We start from the raw sequence: 18,306 nt of genomic DNA on the forward strand, positions 1-18,306 counted from the left end.
TCGATCGCCAAGGCTAGTCGCCGTTTTCTGATCAGCAAGCAGCTAAACACCAATTGTGGCGATAAAGGACCGTCCTGCACCCTGTAGCTACGATCCGGGTGTCCAGGCGTCGTAGTCGCCAGTAACCTGCGGGCGATGCTGATTGGTCAGCACCGAGCCCTTCGGGCGATAGGCAGCCGGGCTGCCGGTCAGGTTGGGCTGATGAGGCTTCTGCCAGTCGCGCGACTTGTAGTCTTCGCTTGCCGGCGCGACATCGACGCGGTGATGTATCCAGCCGTGCCAGCCGGGCGGTATGGCTGAGGCCTCCGAATAGTTGCGGTAGATGACCCAGCGGCGCGTGCGGCCTTCCGAATCGATACCGCCTTCGTAATAGACATTGCCTGCTTCGTCCTGGCCGACCTTCTTGCCATGCCGCCAGGTGTGCAGGCGCGTTCCCAGCGTCTGGCTGTTCCACCAGGTGAAAAACTGCGTCAGGAAAGTCTTCATCTTTAGAACCCTCGCGCCGGCAGGCCGTTTCCTGCTTATGGCGTCAGCCCTTGGCGAAGGCAAGGCTTTTGCCACGGGGAACGCCCAATTGGCTTGCCAAAACGCGACACAAGCCGGTGATCTCCTCCGTCGCGGGATGCGCGCTTGCCAAGCCGTTGCGGTCTTTCTAAAGCTCTGCGCGCGCCTTGCGGGTATCCAAGCCGGCAGCAGGCCAAAGGAGGTGAAGATTGGCCACGGAATTGCCGTCCACCGACATCCGCATCAGCACCGAGCTGATTCGCCGCCGCAAGGGCGGCACGCCGATCGTCTGCCTGACCGCCTACACCTACCCCATCGCCCGTCTGCTCGACGACCATGTCGATCTGCTTCTGGTTGGCGACAGCGTCGCCATGGTGCTGCACGGGCACAAGACGACTCTGGGAGCCTCACTCGAGATGATGATCGCGCATGGGCAAGCGGTGATGCGCGGTTCGGCCAAGGCCTGTGTCGTCGTCGACCTGCCGGCTGGCAGCTATGAGGGTACGACGGCGCAAGCCGTCGCTTCGGCGCGACGCGTTGTTGGCGAAACCGGTTGCCAGGCGGTGAAACTCGAAGGTGGCGTCGACATGTTCGGGCAGATCGCAGCCATCGTCGCCGCCGGCATTCCGGTCATGGGACATATCGGCCTGCAGCCACAATCGGTCGAAAAGGACGGCGGCTACAAGATCAAGGGCCGCACCGAGGAGGCTGTTGCGGCTTTGCTTCGCGATGCGCTTGCCGTCGAAAGCGCCGGGGCATTCTCTGTCGTCATCGAAGGCACGGTCGAGACGGTCGCAGCCGATATCACCGGCCGCATCGCCATTCCCACCATCGGCATCGGCGCCAGCGGCGACTGCGACGGCCAGATCCTGGTCATCGACGACATGGTCGGGCTCACCGTCGACCGGGTGCCGAAATTCGTCAAGGAATACGCCGATCTGCGCAGCGTGATCTCGCATGCGGCCGAAGTCTATGCGGCGGAGGTGCGAAGCCGGGCATTCCCCGGCCCCGGACATGTCTTTTCGGCGACAAACAGCAGGGACGACACATGAGCCGGCCACTCGTTGTCGACAGCGTCGCCGCACTTCGCGCGCAAATCCGCGACTGGCGGCGCGACGGTCTTCGCGTCGCCATGGTGCCGACCATGGGCGCACTGCATGACGGGCACATCTCGCTGGTGAAAATCGCGCTGGAGAGAGCCGAGCGCTGCGTCGTGTCGATCTTTGTCAACCCGACACAGTTCGCGCCGACCGAAGACCTCGACAAGTACCCGCGCCAGCTCGCCCGCGACCTCGATCGGCTCGGAATGGCGAGGGCCGACCTTGCCTTCACGCCTATGGTTGGCGAGATGTATCCCGCCGGCTTCGCCACGAGAATCTCCGTCGGCGGCTCCTCGGCCGGGCTCGAAGCGGTCTTTCGGCCGACCTTTTTCGACGGCGTCGCCACAGTGGTGGCAAAGCTCTTGCTGCAGGCAACGCCCGACTATGCGATCTTCGGCGAGAAGGACTACCAGCAGCTTTGCGTCGTCAGGCAGCTCTGCCGAGACCTCGACCTGCCCGTCGAAATCATCGGCGCACCGACGATCCGCGACGCGTATGGTCTCGCCATGTCGTCACGCAATGCCTATCTCGACGAGACCGAACTGAGGATCGCCCGCCAGTTCAACGTGACATTGCGCGACACTGCAGCGGCTCTAGCGGCAGGCGCCGCCCAGGGCCACGCAACCGAAGAGGCCAGCCGTGCCCTGATCGCGGCCGGTTTTCAGAAGGTCGATTATGTCGAGGCACGCGAGAGCCTGACGCTCGCGCCATGGCGTCGTGACCGCGAAGGGCGCCTCCTCGCAGCAGCCTGGCTCGGCAAGACCAGGCTGATCGACAATGTGGAGATCCCCTCTACATAGCTCGATGCGAAGTCCTGCTGCTTCGGCGCGGCGGTTTTCTGGCCGCGTCTACCGCTCTCCTAATCGTCTGCTGCCTCTGGCGAACAATTGGCCTACGAGGATACCGACAATACCAGCGCAGGCTTTCACGACTGCGTCGGCAAGCTCCGCGTGGCGACCGGGGTCGACGATCTGAAGCAGTTCCAACATGCCGGCGGTCACAATCACGAAGATCACCACGTGATAAAGTCGGTTGGGGAAGCCGAGCCCCAGGGCGAAGCCCAACAGTATGTAAGCCAAGGCGCGCTCGACATTTGCCTCAGCGAAGTGCGGCCGCATCTGGATTGGCGACAAGGTTGCGAAAACGATGATGGCGAGCAGCGTCAGCGCGGCAATGCGGGACAGTTTGGTCATGTCACTGCATATCCGTCGTAAGCCGGCACAGCAAACGCCGGGATGACGCAGGTCCGGATCGCTGCCGCCATGCTCGAACTACTCTTCGCTCGGCATATGCAGATACATCGACTGGATGCCGATCCGGCCCGGTCCGGTGAAGCGGTTGACGATAAAGTTCATATTGGCACCGAAGAAGCCGCTCGACAGGCGATCGATCTTGGTTTCCATCCCGACCGAAACATCCTTGAACAGCCAGCCACCAGGCTCGATGTCGATGGTCTCGCCGGCGGCGAGCGTCTTTTCGAAGACATTGCCATAGCCGTGCAGCCAGACGATGCCGTCCCCGGAATCACCGCGAAACCGGTCGATGAAAAAGCCGCTCTGTCCGAACAGCATCGTCGCCAGGCCACGCACACGCTCGAAAGAGTACTCGACATTGCCGGTCGCAGCGAGAAACTGGTGCTCGCGCACCTGTATCTCGTCGCCACGCTGGAGATGGATCGGCACGATGTGGCCCGGCCCATCGCGGCTGAAGGCGATAATGCCCGCCCCTGACGCCTCGGTGACGAATATCTGCATTCCGGCCATCATGCGCTTCAGCGCACCCTTCAGCGATTTAAGGCCGATGGTGATTGTGGAATTCTTCCACAAAAGGATGTGGTGCTCGAAATAGACTGGCATCCGCGTCACATCGACCGAAAGCACCGGCACCAGTTCGCCGGCTATATGGTAGGTGACGCCACCAAAGGTCTCGTCCGACACCTGTGTCGGCATCAGTTCCGGCAAGCTCGGCATAAATTTCCCCCCTCGCCGTCGCGCCCTTGGATGCGGACGCTGGCCCAAGCAGCGTTGATACGCCTGCCGAGGCAGGTCAAATCAAAAACGCGAGACAATTGCCGACCGGACACGCCGGTCTATCCGAGCGGCTTCTCAAAACTCAGCGTCGTCGGCCTTGAGCTGTCGCGGGATTCCGCCGCACCGCCGACGGGCAGGAACCCTTTCGATCGGTAGAAGGCGATGGCGCCGCTATTGGCCTCCTCGACCTCGACGCGCAGCACTTGCGCTTCCGGGAAACTGTCCTCGATCTCATCGAGCAGCGATTGCCCGATGCCGCGCCTTTGGCAGTCCGGATGGACGTAAAGCTGGTTCAACAGGATGACCTTCGCATCCGCAGTGGCGGCGGCGAAAGCCATGCCGCCGATGCGCTTGCCGTCATCGGCCACCAGGAACTCCGAGTTCGGCCGTGTCAGCCGCGAACGAAGCGAGGCAATCGAGTGCCATTCATCGGTGATCTCGGTCACCTTGGCAGCGCCGTAAATGGCGTCATAGGTCGCATGCCAGGTCTCGACCAGCAGCGTCCGCACAGCGGCAAGGTCGCGCTCTCCGGCGGTGCGAACGAACACCGCCCTACTCGATGCCCAGCTTGGCCTTGACGAGGTCGTTGACCGCTTGCGGATTGGCCTTGCCGCCGGTCGCCTTCATCACCTGGCCAACGAACCAGCCTGCCATGCTCGGCTTGGCGCGCGCCTGTTCGACCTTGTCGGGGTTGGCAGCGATGACCTCGTCGACAGCCTTCTCGATGGCGCCGGTGTCGGTGACCTGCTTCATGCCACGGCTTTCGACCAGCTGGCGCGGATCGCCGCCCTCGGTCCAGACGATCTCGAACAGGTCCTTGGCGATTTTGCCGGAGATGGTCCCATCCTTGATGAGATCGATGACCGCGCCCAGCTGATCTGGCGAAATCGGAGCGTTTTCAATGCCTTTTCCGGCCTTGTTCAATTGTCCGAGCAGATCGTTGATGACCCAATTGGCGGCGAGCTTGCCGTCGCGGCCGGCGGCGACCTTCTCGAAATAGTCGGCGATCGGCTTTTCCGAAACCAGGATCGAGGCGTCATAGGTCGAAAGGCCGAGCGACGAGATCAGCCGCGCCTTCTTGTCGTCCGGCAGTTCCGGCAACTCCCTGGCCAGCGCATCGACATAGGCTTGGTCGAATTCCAGCGGCAGAAGATCCGGATCGGGGAAATAGCGGTAGTCGTGCGCCTCTTCCTTCGAACGCATCGAGCGCGTCTCGCCCTTGACGGCGTCGAACAGCCGCGTTTCCTGGTCGATCTTGCCGCCGTCCTCGAGGATGGCGATCTGCCGGCGTGCCTCGTAGTCGATGGCCTGGCCGATGAAGCGGATCGAATTGACGTTCTTGACCTCGCAGCGCGTGCCGAACTCACCGCCCGGCTTGCGTACCGAGACGTTGACATCGGCACGCATCGAACCTTCGTCCATGTTGCCGTCGCAGGTGCCGAGATAGCGCACGATGGTGCGCAGCTTGGTGACATAGGCCTTGGCTTCGTCGGCCGAGCGCATATCCGGCTTCGAGACGATCTCCATCAGCGCCACGCCCGACCGGTTGAGGTCGACATAGGACATGGTCGGATGCTGGTCGTGCATCGACTTGCCCGCATCCTGCTCCAGATGCAGCCGCTCGATGCCGACCTCGATGTCCTCGAATTCGCCCTGGCGGTCGGGACCGACCGAGACGATCACCGTGCCCTCGCCGACGATCGGCTGCTTGAACTGCGAGATTTGGTAACCCTGCGGCAGGTCGGGATAAAAGTAGTTTTTCCGGTCGAAGACCGACTTGTGGTTGATCTGCGCCTTCAGCCCAAGGCCAGTGCGGATCGCCTGCTTGACGCATTCCTCGTTGATGACGGGCAACATGCCCGGCATCGCCGCGTCGACCAGGCTGACATTGGCGTTGGGTGCCGCTCCAAAGGCGGTCGAGGCGCCGGAAAACAGCTTTGCTTCCGAGGTGACCTGCGCGTGGACCTCGAGACCGATGATGATCTCCCAGTCGCCGGTGGCACCGGAAACAAGGCGCTTGGCGTCGGGCGTGCGGGTGTCGATGAGGGACATTGTGGCCTGCGTATTGGAACTACGGATTATGCGTTTACGCATATTTTGGTGTGCAACTTCGCTAGTGCAAACCGTTCAACGAGACAAGCGCAAAGCCACGGACTGGCCTTTTCAGCCGCTTTCGCCTATAGGACGCCCATCCCAATGGAGAGTGGATGTCCACTTACGCTCAGTCCCGGTAAGGCCCTGACCTCCTAGCGAGGCAGGGCAGAAAACCTGAAACCCCGTGCCGTGACGTTTCGCGGCGGCGGCATTTTCTGTTTTCCCGGAAACTCTCCCATGGATATTTCGCGCATTGAACAGCGCATCCTGCACCTGCTCGCGCAGGGCGGACGCATTGAAATCGAAAAGAACGAGAAAAAGCGGATCGCCTCCGTCAAATGCCTGACCCGTGACGGCTGGCATTATCCGGGCGTCGATCTCGACATGTTTCGAAAGCTGAAGCGGAAGAAGGCCGTTTCTTCGTCGGGCGGTGGACCCTACCGCATCACCCGGCGTGGGCTGGAACTCGTCCGTTCCGAACTCGACAACAGGTAGACACGGCTCCGCCGGTCGGTGCTCCGGCCGGCGGTTCCCTCCACCGCTCAGGCGGTGGCGATATAGGCCCTGATCTCTTCGGCCTCGCGCTCGACATCCTCGATGCGGCGCTTGACCACGTCGCCGATAGACACGATGCCATCGAGCATGCCGTCCTTTTCCACCGGCAGATGGCGGAAACGGCCTCGGGTCATGATTTCCATCACCTCGTTGACGGTGTGGTTCTCGTTGCAGATCTTCACCTTGGGCGTCATCGCCGAACGCACGGCTATATCGAGCGCGGCACCGCCTTCCTTGGCCAGAACCCGCACAATGTCGCGCTCGGAAAGAATGCCGACGATCTTGTGGTCACCATTGGTGATGACCAGCGCGCCGATCCTGTGTTCGGACAGGATGCGAATGGCTTCGCTCAGCTTTTCGTTCGGCCCGAGCGTCAACACATCATGGCCTTTTTTCTCGAGAATTGCCTTCACCGTCATGGCTTCCTCCTCTGCTTTTTGCCCGCCGGTTCCAGCCTGACCGGCTTTCACATAAGAGTGAATATCGTGCGCCGTGATCGGTTGCATTTCAAGTGCGGTGGTCGGTGTTCTCCCATTCCGGCCCCTGCCACCGCCTGTCGAACCAGCGCAGGCCGAAGAAGCCGGCGACGAAGCCGCCAATATGGGCTTCCCACGCGATCTGGCCCTCTACACCCGGGGCAAAGCCAAGCAGGCCGGTGGCAAGATTGATGATCATCCACACGGCGAGGAAGATCACGACGCCGCGATAGCGCAATACCAATGCGATCGGCAGCACAGGACCGGCGAAGGCAGCCTTGCCGGCCGAGCGATCGGTGCGGAAACCAAACCGCGCCGCAGCTCCCATCATGCCTGATATGGCTCCCGAGGCACCGACCAGCGGCGCCTCTCCATAAGGATGCATCGCCCAGAAAAGCGCGACCGAAGCCAGCCCGGTTACGGCAAAGAACAGCGCGAACCAGAGCGTGCCCAAACGATTTGCCAACGGCGAGCCAAAGGCTGCAAGCCAGACCATGTTGATGGCAATATGTGCAAAGCTACCATGCATGAAGGCATAGGTGAACGGCCGGGAAAACAGGAACCAGTCGAAGCCGTATTGTCCGGTGTAGAGAACCGGGATGAAAGCCCCGTCGTACAGCAATAACATCTGCTGTGCTTCGTTCAGCACATATTGCTGCAGCAGATAGACGGCGACGCAAATGCCGATCACCGCCAGCACCACCGGGGGCAGGTTGAACACCGGCTCACGCCGCCGCGGCGGCGCGTCGTCCACCTGTTGTGTTTCCGAAGGGTCTGCCGGTTCGCTCATGCGCATCTGATCCAGGATTCCTGCGCGTCCTTTAGAGCAAGGATGCTCGCGTTGGAACAATTCTGTTTCCCGGACAGCGAATGCCCCGCACCAGGTCGCCTTCATTTGCTAAAAGACCGAAAGGAAGCGAAGCGGAAATGCTCCGGGATGCGAAAAACTCGCAACGAGCGTTCTCGGAAGCGATGATCCCCCTCCCTAGAATGCCGCCAATTCCAAAGGGGTCCCCACATGATCAAGCATCTTCTTTCCCTGGCCGTCGCTGGCATCGCCAGTCTCGTCACCGCCGCTTCGGCGCAGGGCATATCCGGCGCACCAGCTCCCTTCGACAAGGGCGGCGTCAAGATTGCCGTCGTCAGCTTCCTCGGCTCCGGCGACTGGCTCCAGGCATTCGAGGCCGGCGTGAAGCGCCAGGCCGACGCGCTTGGCATCGAGGCCAACATCTCGCAGGCGCGCAACGACATCAACACCGAGCGGCAGTTGATCCAGCAGGCGATCAATCTCGGCGTGCAAGGCATCATCATCAACAACGGCCAGCCCGAAGCAATCAAGGACGTCGCACAGGCGGCGCTTGACGCCGGCATTCCGGTGGTGGCCTACGACACCAATCTCGACAATCCAAAGATCCCGCAGGTCGAACAGTCCGACGCCGACATGGCGCGCCTCGTGCTCGACCAGGCGGTCAAGGACCAGGGCCAGAAATTCGATGGCGGCGTCCTCTATGTCGCCGGCTTCGCGCCGCTCGATCGCCGCTACGCGGTCTGGAAGGATTTCGGCAAGAAGTACCCAGGCATCAAGGAAGTCGCCACCTGGGGCGTGGTCAACGACACCGTCGCCGCTTCGGTCGCGGACCAGACCAAGGCCGTGCTCACCGCTAACCCAACGCTTTCGGTTGTCTTCGCTCCATGGGACGAATTCGCTCGTGGCGTGAAGCTCGCCATCGACGAGCTTGGCGTTGCCGACAAGGTCAAGATTTACGGCGTCGACATCTCGACCTCGGACATCCAGGCCATTCTCGAACCGAGCAGCCCGTGGGTGGCGACGGCGGCAACCAATCCGGCCGTGGTCGGCGAGGCTTCGTTGCGTGCACTTGCCCAGTTGATCGCCGGACAGAATCCCGGCCATTCCGTGCTGATCCAGCCGACGCTCGTCACCAGGAAGGATCTCGTCGACAACAACATCAAGACGATCGAGGACCTGCAGGCGAAGTTCCCGGCCTTCAAGGACAGCGACGCGGCAAAAGCACCCTGGATACCTGCATCCAATTGAAATCCGGCATCTTCCTTCAGACAATCAGCAATCGGAACAATCATCCCCGGCCTGACCGGGGATGATCACGCTGGAATGCCCGACGGCGACCGCATCTGCGCCTCCACCCGCTCCGACAGTCAGGAGGCGCCGGCCCGACCTTGCGAAAGACGATCATGAGTTCTGTCCCTACCCCCGACTATTTCAGCAACATGCGCCTGATCGGTCATTCCGATCAGGGTGGGCGGCCGGACGGATTGCAGGTGATGGTGCATCGGGGCTTCGCCTATGTCGCGCATCCCTGGTCGCAGGTTTTTCCATCATCGATGTGCGCGATCCCAAGAATCCGGGCGGGACCGTGTTCGTGCCGGCGCCGCCGAATACCTGGACGATCCATCTACAGACGCATGAAGACCTGTTGCTGGTCGTCCATGCGCGCGATCTGTTCGCCGACGCTGCTTTCGCGTTCGATGAGAAGGTCTATTACACCAAGTCGATCCGCGAGACGATCGGCACCGCTTCCGGTTCGGGCTCGGCGCGGACCTGGTCGGCCGGAATGGCCATCTACAATATCTCGAAGCCAACGCAGCCTCGCCAGATCGGCTTCTTCCCGGTCGATGGCATCGGCATTCATCGCATCTGGTATGTCGGTGGGCGCTACGCCTATGTGTCGGCGCTTCTCGACGGCTACAGCGACTACATTCTGCTCACGGTCGACCTTCAAGATCCGACACGGCCCGTCGAGGCCGGTCGCTGGTGGATTCCCGGCATGCATCTCGCTGGCGGCGAGACACCGGGCTGGCCCGACGGCCGCCGCTACGCGTTGCATCATGCGGTCGTCGAAGGCGACACCGCCTATGCCTGCTGGCGCGACGGCGGGTTGACCGCCCTCGATGTCGCGGACCCTGCCCTGCCGAAGCTGATCACCCACAAGAACTGGTCGCCGCCCTATGGAGGCGGCACGCATTCGGCGCTGCCGCTGGTCAAGCGCGGTCTGCTCGTCGTCGCCGACGAGGCCGTGCTCGACCATGAGGAGGATGGGCGCAAGCATACCTGGATCTTCGACATACGCGATCCGGCGAATCCGATTTCGATCTCGACGCTGCCGACCCCGGACGAAACCGACTACACTGCCAAGGGCGGACATTTCGGCCCGCACAATCTGCATGAGAACCGACCGGGCAGCTTCGTGTCCGACACGCTGATCTTTGCAACCTACCAGAATGCAGGGGTGCGCGTTTTCGACATCTCCGACCCCTATCGGCCGAAGGAGACAGGAGCGCTGGTACCGCCGGCTCCCAGCCGCATGGTCGACAAGCGTCCGAACCGGCCACGAGTGATCCAGTCGACCGATGTGTTCGTCGACGCCAATGGCATCATCTATTCGCCCGATTACAATGCCGGGCTGGCAATCATTGAATATGACGGTTGACAGACGCGACCGTGCCCCGTTGGCTTGCCTGCCTTTCCCAGTTCACACCCAATCCATAACCGGCTGAACCACTTGTCCCTCACCGCCGCCCCCATTGCCGTCGCTGTCGCCGGGATCGAGAAATCTTTTGGGCCGACGCGCGCGCTCGCCGGAGCCGATCTTGCCGTCGCGGCCGGGGAGGTGGTGGCGCTGATGGGCGCCAATGGCGCCGGCAAATCGACGCTGGTGAAGATCCTTTCGGGCTCGCATGTGCCCGACGCGGGAACGATCACGCTGGGCGGCAGGATCGTCGCCTTCGGCTCGCCCAGCGCCGCCAAGGCTGCCGGCATCGCGACTGTCCATCAGGCGACAGACCAGGCCGGCGCCGCTGGATTGACGGTTGCCGAGAACCTTCTGCTCGATGAACTTTGCCAGCCCGGCGGGCGCTTCTTCGTCTCGGCCACGTCTATCAGCAGGCGTGCGCGCGCCATCGCGGCGCTGATCGATCTCGACCTGCCGCTCGACCGCGACTTCGTCGATCTGCGGCCGGCGGAACGGCAATTGGTCGCCATCGCCCGCGCCGTAGCGGCCAAGGCCTCGGTCCTCATTCTCGACGAGCCTACATCCAGCCTCTCTGCCACGGAAGCGGACCGGCTCTTCGCCATCATCCGGCGGCTGCGGGCCGGCGGCATGGCAATCCTCTACATCTCGCACAGGCTTAGCGACCTTGCCGCCATCGCCGACCGCGCCGTCGTCATGCGCGGCGGTCGCATCGTCGGCGCTTTTGCCAAGCCGATCGATTTCCCTGCCGCCGTTGCGACCATGATCGGCCGAACATTGGAAGCCGTCATCCACGACGGCAAGACGTCGATGGCCCCGATCGTCGCCTCCATCAAGGGCGCGCGGCTGATTCCCGGTGCGCGGCCTTTCGATCTCGACCTGCGCTCCGGCGAGGTCGTCGCGCTGACCGGCACGCTCGGCTCGGGCAAGAGCCGGCTGCTGCGCGCGCTTTTCGGCCTGGAAACGCTGGCGCAGGGCAGCTTCGTGCTCGACGGAAAACCGTGGCTTTCGAACGGACCGGCGCGATCGATCGAAAACGGCGTCTTCATGGTCGCCGAAGATCGCTGGGCATCGTCGCTCTTGCCACCCGAGATTCCGGGCGCCTCGATTGCCGGCACGATCGCCTTGCCGCATCTGCGGCGTTGGTTTCCCAGCGGTCTGCTGCGGGTCGCGCGCGAGCGCAAGGTCGCCTCTGAGGCGATCGCCCGGCTCGGCATCAAGGCGCGCGGACCCGACGACACGCTCGATGAGCTTTCCGGCGGCAACCAGCAGAAGGTCGTGCTCGCCCGCTGGCAAGCGGCACCTTGCCGGCTGCTGTTGCTCGACGAGCCTTTCCAGGGCGTCGACGTCGGCGCGCGTGCCGACCTGATCGCCGCGATCCGCAACAGCCAGAGCGATTCCGCCACGCTGATCGCGACAAGCGACACCGAAGAGGCGCTGGAGGTTGCCGACCGCATCCTCGTCATGCGCGATCATTCACTTCACGAGGCCGGTGACGGCCATGGCTCGCTGACAGACCAGATCGGCAAGGTCGAGAGCGAAAAGGCCGGAGATCATCGATGACGAACCTGACGACCGAGCAACCGGCCGCACCGCGCACATCGTTCTTCCGGGAGACGCGCCGCTACGCGCTCTTCGTGCTGCTGGCACTGATGGTGATCGGCTTCTGGTATGCACAGCCCGCCTTCATCCGCTCGGCCAACCTGTTCTCGATCCTGCAGGCGGTTTCTGTCGTGGCGATCCTCGGCGTCGGGGTTTCTATCACAATGTCGGCCGACGGCTTCGATCTCTCGGTAGGCAGTATCGCCGCCTCGTCGGTGATGGCGGCGAGCTACGCCATGGTCGTCTGGCAGCTGGACGCTGCTGAGACCATGGTGCTGATCCTGCTGATGGGCGCCTTCATCGGCCTCTTGAACGGGCTGCTGATCGTGCGTGTCGGCGTTCCCGATCTTCTCGCCACGCTGGCGACGATGTTCCTGCTCGCCGGCCTGCAGCTGATCCCGACAGGCGGCCGCTCGATCACCGCCGGCATGGTGCTTCCCGACGGCTCATCGGTCCCTGGTGCTTACGATCCGGCCTTCCTGATCCTCGGCCGGTCGCGACTCTTCGACACGATCCCCTTGTCCGTCGTGGTCATGGCGGTCGTCGCCGTCCTCGCCTGGTTTCTGATGGAGCGTACGCGCTGGGGCCGCGTCTTCTATGCGATCGGCGGCAGCGAAACGGCCGCGCATCTTTCCGGGGCGCCGACCAAGGCATACCGGCTCTGGGCCTATATCCTGTCCGGCACGCTTGCTTCGCTTGGAGGCCTGATCGTCGCTTCGCGTGTCGGCCGCGGCGACGTCTCAGCCGGCAACTCGCTCCTGCTCGATGCGGTGGCGGCCTCGCTGATCGGCTATGCCGTGTTGGACAAGCGCCGCCCGCATGTGATCGGCACGGTAGCCGGCGCGATTTTCGTCGGCGTCCTCCTGAACGGCCTCACTATGCTGAACGCGCCCTATTACACGCAGGACTTCGTCAAGGGCGTCGTGCTGGTTGGCGCGCTCGCCCTGACCTTCGGCCTGGGGAAGAAGCGCTAGCTCCCAGTGGTTTTTCCCTCCCTCGTGGTAAGATCGAGGGAGGGATCAGAACGATCAGTTGGATGGGATCCAGCTTGCGGTCGCTGCGTCGCTTTGGCCGAATGCAGGTAGCTTGGCGTCGAGATCCTCGATCGTCTTGATGCTGTTCTTGCGCAACTCCTCCTGGGTCAGCAGGACCGGCTTGACGACGATGTTGTGGCCGGGATCCTCTCCCGCGATCAGCTTTGCCGCCGCCCGCACCGAAACGGCGCCGACCACGGCCGGGTTGGTGGCCGCGGTGGCGACCCATGGGCTGCCTTCTGCAGTGATCTCGGTGATATCGGCGGTCGACACATCGGCCGAATAGATCTTCACCTTGTTCGAGATGCCGAGCTCATCGGTGGCGAGTTTCACGCCGCGCGCGAACTCGTCATAGGGGGCAAAGACGACGCTGATGTCGGTATTGGCCTGGAACGCCGCCTTGGTCTGGTCGGCGGTCGACACCGCGGTCGTGTCATTGACCGTTCCCCAGCGGGCTTTCTCGACGATCCCGGGATTGGCCTTCTTGGTCTCCTCCCAGATTTCATTGCGACGGTCGAGCGGCGCGAAACCGGCGACGTAGACATAACCCGCCTGGAATGAGGTACCGTTGTCCTTGAGGGCCTGGCCGAGGGACGCCTTGGCCAACTCGTGATCGGATTGTTCGACTTGCGGGATTTTCGGATTGCCGAGATCGACGTCGAAAGCCACAACCTTGATGCCGGCGTCGAGGGCCTTCTGCGCGACATCCTTTAAAGCTTCCGGCTGGCCATGGTCGATGATGATCGCCTGGACGCCGAGATTGATCGCCTGTTCGATCTGGTCACGTTGTGCCGCCGCATCCTGCCGGCCGGAAAAGACCGTGAGATCGATGTCGAGCGCTTTCGCCTGTTTCGTCGCACCGGCCTGGTAGGCCTGAAAGAAATCGCCGGCGGAGATGAAGGTGACGAGTGCCACCTTCACGCCGCCCTTGTCGAAGGGCGCCGGCGCTCCGGCCAACCCGGCGGCCTGTGCCGCCCCGGCCGGAATGGCACAGGCGAGCAGGCTGGCGGTGATCAGTCCAAGAACGGAAGTCTTCATGAAGGTCCCCAGAAAATAACGCCGACAAGGCGCGTCTCCGACCGCGGGATCGCCGCCGTCGCGCCTCAAGGAGCGAATGCGCAAGAGTACAGCGGCAATCGAGCCGTTCGGAACGCAGATTTTTCTCTTTCGAAGCGCGTGATTGGCAAATGTTGCCGTTGCTTGTCGCAGGCTTGGGCGATGCCGCGTTGTCGATCGTCGGGATTGTTCCAGCATCGCGGCGAGTGGAAATCTCAGCCCGCCGTTAACCCCGAATCGCTGGGCGCGAATCAAAAAAGAAGCCGTTCAAGGTTTCCCCTGAAAGGCTGGTCGAGCCCCCTGCTCCCCTAAAACTCTGACTGAAGTGCTGCCGATCGTCGCGAAACGACCGCTTCTGGAGTGGTTTTTGTGTGCCACGGGGCTTGCTTCGATGCAACGTAAACCACTTGTTAACCTTAACGGCCCCGACCCGTGAACAAGTGTTAACGACGCTGGCACGCTTCCTGCTCCGCAACGCATGTAGGTCATCGGAGGGCGCCCTTCTGTTCACCGATGGGACATCAGACGACAGATTGCGCGGAGCAGCATAATATGAACCAGAATGGATCGATCACGCTGTTCCACTATTGGAATCGCCTGCGTGACGGACGCCCTGCCCCGAAGCGTTCGGAGGTCGAGCCGGCCGATATCAAGTCGCTGCTGGCCGACACCTTTATCCTGGAACGGGACACGCGCGGGCAAGCCGTGTTCCGGCTGGCCGGCACCAGGCTTTGCGCCTGCTATGGCCGCGAACTCAAGGGGTTTTCCTTTCCATCGCTGTGGCGCGAGAAGGATCAGCGGCTCGTCTCGCGGCTGATCCATGGTGTCTTCGAGCAGAAGTCGGTCGTGCTCATCACCTATGAGGGCTTCAGCCGCAACGGGCGCTCCAACAAGTTCGAGCTGCTCGCTTTGCCGCTTGACGGCGGCGTCGAAAATCCGCGCTGCCTGGGCGTCATCAGTGCCGTGGAGAAGCCCTTCTGGCTGGGCGCCGACCCGATCACCGACGCGCTGATCGATTCGATCCGCGTCATCGACCCGGAGAAGGAGCTCCTGAACAACCGTCCGGCGATCGATGTTCCCTCGCTCGTTCCCGATGACCTCGGGGCACCCGAGACGATCTCGGCGCTCGGCCGGGCGCGCCGCATCCGTCATCTTGTCGTCTTCGATGGCGGGCGCGAGGAATAATCCGCAGTTTCGCGTCTCGGTAACGTCGCCCAAAAGTGCGCAGCGGTCTTGGAACAACGACATACATACAAAGGGAAGAGCCTAAAAGCGCCCGCTTTTCCCCTTTGTTAACCTGCTTTGTTGTACTTCTTTGATGAAGTTCTCGCATCGACGCGTGGGACGCAAACAGGGTGAAGGCAGTCATGAGGTCAGCGGCGATCGACTATGCGCCGTCCCAAGCTGAAAGGCGTAACTTCCAGCGCGTCCGCGTCAAGATTTACGGGCGCTTCATGCTGGAAGACCGCACCGAGCACCCCTGCCAGGTCGTCGACATGTCGCCGGGCAATGTAGCATTTCGCACCGACCGCATCGGCATGCCCGGCGAAAAAGTCATCGCCTACATCGATCATATCGGCCGCATCGAAGGTGTCGTCACGCGCACCTTGCAGGACGGTTTCGCAATGACCGTCATCGCGTCGGATCGCAAGAAGGACAAGCTTGCCGCGCAATTGACCTGGCTTGCCAACAAGCATGAACTCGACCTGCCGGAAGACCGTCGCCACGAGCGCGTCGCGCCGCGCAATCCGACCAGCGTTCTGCAGCTCACCGATGGCCGCCAGTACCAGTGCCGTATCATCGACCTGTCGCTTTCCGGCGCCGCGGTCGAGATCGACGTCAAGCCGGCAATCGGCATCCAGGTCATGCTGGGCACCATGCGCGGGCAGGTCGTCCGCCACTTCGAGGATGGCGTCGCCATCGAATTCGCCGTCATCCAGCGTCCCGAAACGCTCGATTCCGAATTCAACGCGCCGCGCGTCTGACAAGACCAGCAACGCTTAATGAAGCCGGCCCTTTGCGGCCGGTTTTTGCGTTCGCGACATCGCCGATTGAGATGTTTCAGCCAGGCTCGAGGCCGTTGCCTGCAAGGCCTGCATGACATCGAGCCCGAGGATCAGCTTCGAAATCCCAAATGATTTAATACTCAAATGATTCAAATTTTATGTTTATTCTACTGGCGTTTTACTCAATGTCTACTTCGTGCCTTTGCCTCAAATAAATCCACATGTGGCAATGTCTCCTTCGAACGGGGAGACTACAACAATGAAGAAAACGAGGCGCAAGCTGTTGCTGATGGCAATGGCGATGCAGCTTTCCGCCTGGGGATCAGCATATGCCGCGGGACCGGCCTATATGCACACCGGCGGACGTACCACGCAGCCTGTCGGCCATTATGAGTTCTGCCAGCGCATAGCTGGCGAATGCAGCGAAAGAACCCCCAAGGGCGCGCCGGTCGAGCTGACCCGCAAGCTGTGGGCGACGATCGTCAACGTCAACAATTCCGTCAACACCCGCATCAAGCCGCGCACCGATATGGAGAACTACGGTGTCGAGGAATACTGGGCCTATCCGGATAATGGCTATGGCGATTGCGAGGATTACGCGCTGGAAAAGCGTCGTGAATTGATGGATGCGGGCGTGCCCGCCGGCAATCTGCTGATGACCGTCGCGCGCCAGCCGAATGGCGACGGTCACGCGGTGCTGACCGTGCGCACCAGCCTGGGAGAATTCATCCTCGACAATCTGGAGACCAAGGTCCTGTCCTGGACGGACACCGACTACACCTATCTCAAGCGCCAGTCCGACCAGAATTCCGGCGTTTGGGTGACGATCAACGACGGCCGCTCCGACGCGGTCGCGAGCGTCCGCTAGATATCACAGATCAAGCGCGCCGCATGAGTGCGAAGCGCTTAAGGAGAAACCCGGTCGAGTCCCCACCCTCCCCGTCCCCAACGACCGGGTGAAAGGAGCCGGCCCCGTCCCCGGGCCGGCTCCGCCATTTCTGGATCACCTATAGAAATCTCGGTAACGGAGATCGAGTTGATCGGCATCAAGTTTTGAGGTATTAAAAACCTGTGGAGACGGTCTACTGTCCGTCTGGAAACCATCGTTGGTTGCCGTACGGATGTTGATCACAAGATCATCATCTACCGCTGAAATACTGCGGAGTGGCACTCTAGAGGGTGCTGTCTCGTGCGAGGGATCTCCCTTCCGAATGAGGGGCAATCTTTTACAGGGTTGCTGCACATCCGCTTCATGTTGATGAAGCAAAAGGATGTGCGAAATGTGCAAATCAAACACGCTGGCAAAACTCAGGATTGCGCAAGCCGACAAGCAGAATTGGCTATGCTTCTACTGCGACTTTCCAATGTGGGACGGAGATTCGGCGGCGTTTTCTGAGCGTTATCATCTCTCTATCGGATTGCTCGACCGTTTCCTCTGCACCGCTGAACATCTGACGCCCAGGATGGACGGCGGCGAAGACGCGCAAGAGAACGTCGTTGCTGCTTGCAAGTTTTGCAATCAGACCCGCCATAGGATGCGAAGTGTGTTGTCGCCTGCTGCGTACCGGCGGTACGTCCGAAGGCGAATAGCGGCAAGGAAATGGCATCCGCCTGAATGCCGTCATTTGTTAAAATGGCGCTCAGGCGGTCCTCCGGAAGTTTCGCGGCCGCTGCGAACGTCGGACAAGGCCAGTCCCTTGTCCGTGATCCAGCTTTCAAATGGCAACTGATCGCTGCAGTATGAGCGATCAAATTGCCACCTCTGGATCACCGCGATGTTGGAAATCCCGGAAGATCGCTGCGAGCGCCATCGCCTGTACAAGGCCATCGACGATGCCTTCAAGGCGGGCGATTTCGATGGTCTCGGCATGGCTTTGGGTGGCTCGCCCCGGTGGTTCGACGAGCGCATGTCGTTTGAGCTCGGGCTCGGGCATCCGCTGGAATATGCAATCTATTGGAGCCCCGTCGGTTTCATCTCGACCTTGCTGGATGCTGGCTCGGATCCGAATTATCAGGATCACGGCGGGTTTCCGTCCCTCATCGCGGCGCTGTCCACCGACCGGGCCGACAGGCTGGACATCATGCGGGTATTGATCGAGGCCGGTGCCGACCCCAATATGCGGGGTGTGAACGACTGGACGCCGCTTCACTATTCGGTGGCCATCGGCAGCGTCGATGCGATCCGCCTGCTTTTGGCGGCCGGCGCCGACCCGACGCTCGAAACCCGCATCGATCACTACAGGACAGCCATAGAGGAGGCCGACATTGCCGGCTTTGACGCCGGTGCGTCCTTGCTGCGCGATGCGATAGCCGGGCCCGGCTCCAACCGCCGGTGAGTTAGGC

Annotated in this window: 19 protein-coding genes and 1 pseudogene; 12 read left to right on the plus strand and 8 right to left on the minus strand. The window is 61.8% G+C overall.

The window, feature by feature from the left end:
• Positions 1–87: 87 nt before the first annotated feature.
• A complete protein-coding gene (locus tag NKJ89_RS11800) occupies positions 88–486 on the minus strand; it encodes an NADH:ubiquinone oxidoreductase subunit NDUFA12 (RefSeq protein ID WP_352602514.1) in 399 nt (132 codons plus the stop codon).
• A gap of 227 nt (positions 487–713) precedes the next feature.
• On the opposite strand from NKJ89_RS11800, the gene panB reads away from it, so the two are divergent.
• Both panB and panC read left to right on the plus strand, forming a co-directional pair.
• Positions 714–1,556 (plus strand): 3-methyl-2-oxobutanoate hydroxymethyltransferase, encoded by an 843-nt coding sequence (gene panB, locus NKJ89_RS11805; protein WP_352602516.1) that lies wholly within the window; start codon positions 714–716, stop codon positions 1,554–1,556.
• Positions 1,553–2,404 carry a pantoate--beta-alanine ligase gene (gene panC / locus NKJ89_RS11810; RefSeq protein ID WP_352602518.1) on the plus strand — a complete coding sequence of 284 codons (852 nt, stop codon included), beginning with the start codon at positions 1,553–1,555 and terminating at the stop codon, positions 2,402–2,404. Before panB ends, panC begins: the two co-directional genes overlap by 4 nt.
• A 48-nt stretch (positions 2,405–2,452) precedes the next feature.
• Here the strand turns inward: panC and NKJ89_RS11815 are convergent, their stop codons facing one another.
• From NKJ89_RS11815 to gatB, 4 genes are all read right to left on the minus strand, one after another.
• On the minus strand, positions 2,453–2,797 hold the full coding sequence (locus tag NKJ89_RS11815; RefSeq protein ID WP_352602520.1) for a VanZ family protein: 345 nt from the start codon (positions 2,795–2,797) through the stop codon (positions 2,453–2,455).
• Positions 2,798–2,875: 78 nt separating this feature from the next.
• Positions 2,876–3,574, minus strand: coding sequence for an AIM24 family protein (locus tag NKJ89_RS11820; protein ID WP_352602522.1), 699 nt, complete (start codon positions 3,572–3,574; stop codon positions 2,876–2,878).
• 119 nt (positions 3,575–3,693) lie between these two features.
• Positions 3,694–4,182 carry a GNAT family N-acetyltransferase gene (locus tag NKJ89_RS11825; RefSeq protein WP_352602524.1) on the minus strand — a complete coding sequence of 163 codons (489 nt, stop codon included), beginning with the start codon at positions 4,180–4,182 and terminating at the stop codon, positions 3,694–3,696.
• 4 nt (positions 4,183–4,186) lie between these two features.
• The gene (gatB, locus tag NKJ89_RS11830) at positions 4,187–5,686 is read right to left on the minus strand and encodes an Asp-tRNA(Asn)/Glu-tRNA(Gln) amidotransferase subunit GatB (RefSeq protein WP_352602525.1); all 1,500 of its coding nucleotides are present in this window, start codon (positions 5,684–5,686) and stop codon (positions 4,187–4,189) included.
• Between the two features lie 279 nt (positions 5,687–5,965).
• Between gatB and NKJ89_RS11835 the strand changes: the two genes are divergently transcribed.
• Positions 5,966–6,223, plus strand: a complete 258-nt coding sequence (locus NKJ89_RS11835) for a YjhX family toxin (protein WP_023759402.1) — start codon at positions 5,966–5,968, stop codon at positions 6,221–6,223.
• A 47-nt stretch (positions 6,224–6,270) separates the two neighbouring features.
• On the opposite strand, the gene NKJ89_RS11840 is transcribed toward NKJ89_RS11835, so the two are convergent.
• Both NKJ89_RS11840 and NKJ89_RS11845 read right to left on the minus strand, forming a co-directional pair.
• Positions 6,271–6,702, minus strand: a complete 432-nt coding sequence (locus NKJ89_RS11840) for a CBS domain-containing protein (protein ID WP_023759403.1) — start codon at positions 6,700–6,702, stop codon at positions 6,271–6,273.
• An 88-nt stretch (positions 6,703–6,790) separates the two neighbouring features.
• Positions 6,791–7,549: a rhomboid family intramembrane serine protease gene (locus NKJ89_RS11845; protein WP_352602774.1), complete on the minus strand. Its 759-nt coding sequence runs from the start codon at positions 7,547–7,549 to the stop codon at positions 6,791–6,793.
• A gap of 228 nt (positions 7,550–7,777) precedes the next feature.
• Here NKJ89_RS11845 and NKJ89_RS11850 point away from each other — a divergent pair, with 228 nt between their 5' ends.
• From NKJ89_RS11850 to NKJ89_RS11865, 4 genes and pseudogenes are all read left to right on the plus strand, one after another.
• Positions 7,778–8,815 (plus strand): substrate-binding domain-containing protein, encoded by a 1,038-nt coding sequence (locus tag NKJ89_RS11850; RefSeq protein ID WP_352602527.1) that lies wholly within the window; start codon positions 7,778–7,780, stop codon positions 8,813–8,815.
• Positions 8,816–8,970: 155 nt separating this feature from the next.
• Positions 8,971–10,226, plus strand: a pseudogene (locus NKJ89_RS11855) (LVIVD repeat-containing protein).
• A gap of 72 nt (positions 10,227–10,298) precedes the next feature.
• Positions 10,299–11,828: a sugar ABC transporter ATP-binding protein gene (locus NKJ89_RS11860; protein ID WP_352602529.1), complete on the plus strand. Its 1,530-nt coding sequence runs from the start codon at positions 10,299–10,301 to the stop codon at positions 11,826–11,828.
• Positions 11,825–12,841, plus strand: coding sequence for an ABC transporter permease (locus tag NKJ89_RS11865; protein WP_352602531.1), 1,017 nt, complete (start codon positions 11,825–11,827; stop codon positions 12,839–12,841). Before NKJ89_RS11860 ends, NKJ89_RS11865 begins: the two co-directional genes overlap by 4 nt.
• Before the next feature lie 54 nt (positions 12,842–12,895).
• On the opposite strand, the gene NKJ89_RS11870 is transcribed toward NKJ89_RS11865, so the two are convergent.
• Positions 12,896–13,939, minus strand: a complete 1,044-nt coding sequence (locus NKJ89_RS11870) for a substrate-binding domain-containing protein (RefSeq protein ID WP_352602533.1) — start codon at positions 13,937–13,939, stop codon at positions 12,896–12,898.
• A gap of 570 nt (positions 13,940–14,509) precedes the next feature.
• Here NKJ89_RS11870 and NKJ89_RS11875 point away from each other — a divergent pair.
• The 5 genes from NKJ89_RS11875 (at position 14,510) to NKJ89_RS11895 (ending at position 18,299) form a co-directional block, all read left to right on the plus strand.
• Positions 14,510–15,142 carry a PAS domain-containing protein gene (locus tag NKJ89_RS11875; protein ID WP_352602536.1) on the plus strand — a complete coding sequence of 211 codons (633 nt, stop codon included), beginning with the start codon at positions 14,510–14,512 and terminating at the stop codon, positions 15,140–15,142.
• A 182-nt stretch (positions 15,143–15,324) separates the two neighbouring features.
• Complete coding sequence (locus NKJ89_RS11880; protein WP_352602538.1) at positions 15,325–15,942, plus strand: PilZ domain-containing protein; 618 nt, start codon at positions 15,325–15,327, stop codon at positions 15,940–15,942.
• Between the two features lie 280 nt (positions 15,943–16,222).
• Positions 16,223–16,831 carry a transglutaminase-like cysteine peptidase gene (locus tag NKJ89_RS11885; protein ID WP_352602540.1) on the plus strand — a complete coding sequence of 203 codons (609 nt, stop codon included), beginning with the start codon at positions 16,223–16,225 and terminating at the stop codon, positions 16,829–16,831.
• 412 nt (positions 16,832–17,243) lie between these two features.
• Entirely contained in the window at positions 17,244–17,693 is a 450-nt protein-coding gene (locus tag NKJ89_RS11890; RefSeq protein WP_352602542.1) for an HNH endonuclease, read from the plus strand.
• A 45-nt stretch (positions 17,694–17,738) separates the two neighbouring features.
• Complete coding sequence (locus NKJ89_RS11895; protein ID WP_352602544.1) at positions 17,739–18,299, plus strand: ankyrin repeat domain-containing protein; 561 nt, start codon at positions 17,739–17,741, stop codon at positions 18,297–18,299.
• Positions 18,300–18,306 lie beyond the last annotated feature (7 nt).

This window comes from Mesorhizobium sp. M0047, assembly GCF_040323315.1.
Lineage (GTDB): Bacteria > Pseudomonadota > Alphaproteobacteria > Rhizobiales > Rhizobiaceae > Mesorhizobium.